This is a genomic window from uncultured Limnohabitans sp. (genome assembly GCF_937889215.1).
GTDB lineage: Bacteria > Pseudomonadota > Gammaproteobacteria > Burkholderiales > Burkholderiaceae_C > Limnohabitans_A.
This window is the reverse complement of the sequence record NZ_CALBEX010000364.1, coordinates 1-2,704: the sequence shown is the minus strand read 5'-3', so window position 1 is coordinate 2,704 and position 2,704 is coordinate 1. Positions and strand designations below refer to the sequence as shown.

Sequence of the window (2,704 nt, the reverse complement as noted above, 5' to 3'; positions counted from 1 at the left end):
CCAAAACAGTGACAGCCCGAAAGCGGTCGCCACCATCCAGCAAAAAAATGGGGTCGCCGGAACCACCATCAAGCCACCGACCAACACGGCCGGGCGCCTTTTGGCTTCGAACTGTTTTCAGTGCCACGGTACCGGCGGTGTGGGTGGTTTTGAAAAAATTCGGGGCGGTGAGGCCGCTGAAGTGCGCGAATACCTGACTCGCAGTGCCAGCAGTTCCATCATGGCCGCCCATGCCCAAGGCTACACGAGTGCGCAACTCCAAGCCATCATCAGCTACTTGCAACAGTGATCAGGAGAAAACCATGAACAAATTCAACGCATCGACATCTCGCCGCAAGTTGCTCATGCTGGCCGCTGCAGCTTTGTCCTCGGGCATCGTGCCCGTGGTGGGCCATTCCGACGACGGAGGTCGCGAGGACAACGAGAGCCACAATGACCACGACGCTGAGGGCAATTACGCATCAGGCAACAACACCACGATGGCACTGGAGAACACTGGCCTAACCGGCAAAGTGGTGGTGATCGGTGGTGGCATGGCTGGCGTCACGGTGGCCAAATATCTGCGCCTTTGGGGGGGCTCTGGCATCCAAGTCACCTTGGTGGAAACCAACCCGACCTACACCTCCAACATCATGAGCAATTTGGTGCTCAACAACAGCCGCAGCGTCAGCAGCTTGAATTACGGGTACACCAACGTGGCCAATAAATACGGTGTGGTGGTCAAGCACGCTTCGGTGGTGCGACTCGATACAGCCAGCAAAAAAGTGACCCTGTCTGATGGTTCTGATCTGACCTATGACCGGTTGGTCGTCGCTCCAGGGGTGGATTTCATGGATGCCTATGGCTTGACACAAGCGGACTACGAGACCAAGACCCCCCATGCTTGGCGTGCTGGACCCCAGACCGAATTGCTGCGTACCCAACTGGCGGGGATGCCGATCAATGGCACATTCGTGATGACCATTCCCAAGTCCCCGTACCGCTGCCCACCCGGCCCTTATGAACGCGCCTGTTTGGTTGCCGACTATTTGAAGTCCTACAAAGGCAGCACCTCTAAAGTCATCGTGTTGGATGAGAACGCGTCCATTCAGGCCGAGGTCGCCAATTTCACCGAAGCCTTCCAAAATATCCACCGGGGGGTGATCGACTACCGTGCGGGCGTGAGCAATCTCCAGATCAATCCCGACACAAAAGCCGTGAGCTACACCGACCAGCTGGGCCTGACGGTTGCGATCAATCCCCATGTGGTCAACCCCATCCCGCCGCACCGAGCCGCAGGCAGTGCCGTGGGCGAATGGCTGGCCAGCGCAAGTTTGAACAACAGTGTTTCCAATGGAGTCACAGATGGTCGTTGGTGCGTGGTCGATGTCCTCAACTACCAGTCCACTGCGGTGGCTGATGTGCATGTCATTGGTGATGCCTCCAGCTGCGGTCTGCCTAAAGCCGGACATGTGGCGAACCAAGAAGCCAAAATTTGCGCCGATGCCATCGTCCGAGCCATTGGCGGGCAGCAACCTGACCCAGCGCCCGTGGCCAACTCTGCTTGCTACTCGCCCATCACAGCCAACACCGCATCGTGGTTGACGGCCGTTTACCAATACGATGCGTCCACTCGAAAAATGGCAGTAGCCGCCAACGGAGGCCTGACAGCCGGGGCAAAGGCCACAGAAGCCAGCAGCATCAGCGCATCCAATTTCAAGCAGATGAGCACCTGGTTCAATACCCTCATGAGCGACAGCTTTGCCTAAACCGTGAAGCGAGTCTGTGGCCTGGCTGTCGTGTCCCGCATGGTCTGCGGACGCGATGGCGGTGTCAACAGGTACATTTAAAAAACACGCACGACTACCAAGCATCAACTGCAAAACGGTTCCCCGCGACACTTAGCATCGCTGGTTTTCAGGGTCATCTAAGCGGCTGTGGTTTGTTCCTTTGGCGTGCCCAAACTCCTGAGCACATCCCGCACCATCTGCGCCCTTGCCTTGGGGTCGGGCAGTTCGCGTTCGATGCGGATTTTGTCGTTGCCGGCCAGCTTGATGTGTTTGTTTTTCTGGATCAAACCAATGATGGCCATGGGTTCCACCGGTGGGTTGGGCTTGAAGGTGATCTGGATGACACCAGGAGCAGCGTCGACCTTGATGACGCCATAGGGCTGGGTCAGCACGCGCAGGCGGTGCACATCGACCAGCGTTTGCGCTTGCGGGGGCAGTTTGCCAAAGCGGTCGACCAGCTCTTCGAGAAGGGCGTCGATCTGGTCGCTGGTTTTGGCGGTGGCCAGCTTTTTGTAAAAACTCAGGCGCAGGTGCACGTCGCCGCAGTAGTCGTTGGGCAGCAGGGCGGGGGCGTGCAGGTTGATGTCGGTGGTGATCGAGAGGGGGCTGAGCAAATCGGGTTCTTTGCCCAACTTCAAGCAGCGCACGGCTTCGGACAGCATCTCGTTGTAGAGCTGAAAGCCCACTTCGAGCATGTTGCCGCTCTGGTTTTCGCCCAGCACCTCGCCTGCGCCACGGATCTCCAGGTCGTGCATGGCCAGGTAAAAGCCGCTGCCCAGTTCTTCCATTTGCTGGATCGCGTCCAGCCGCTGGGAGGCTTGTTTGGTCAGACCTTCGATCTCGGGCACCATCAAATAGGCATAGGCTTGGTGGTGCGAGCGGCCCACGCGCCCGCGCAGTTGGTGCAGTTGGGCCAGACCAAACTTGTCGGCGCG

At 58.1% G+C, this 2,704-nt stretch carries 3 protein-coding genes; 2 read left to right on the top strand and 1 reads right to left on the bottom strand.

Annotated elements, in window-relative coordinates; translation table 11 throughout:
• On the top strand, positions 1-289 hold a 289-nt coding region (locus Q0341_RS09305; protein ID WP_299512438.1), incomplete at its 5' end, for a cytochrome c.
• Between the two features lie 13 nt (positions 290-302).
• A complete protein-coding gene (locus Q0341_RS09300; protein WP_299512437.1) occupies positions 303-1,748 on the top strand; it encodes an FAD/NAD(P)-binding oxidoreductase in 1,446 nt (481 codons plus the stop codon).
• 158 nt (positions 1,749-1,906) lie between these two features.
• Here the strand turns inward: Q0341_RS09300 and Q0341_RS09295 are convergent.
• The coding region (locus Q0341_RS09295) for a TRCF domain-containing protein (protein ID WP_366522761.1) at positions 1,907-2,704 on the bottom strand (798 nt) is incomplete at its 5' end.

Excerpts from the sequence above, each read along its gene's own strand:
- Q0341_RS09300 (WP_299512437.1), top strand. The coding sequence starts at position 303 with ATGAACAAATTCAACGCATCGACATCTCGCCGCAAGTTGCTCATGCTG.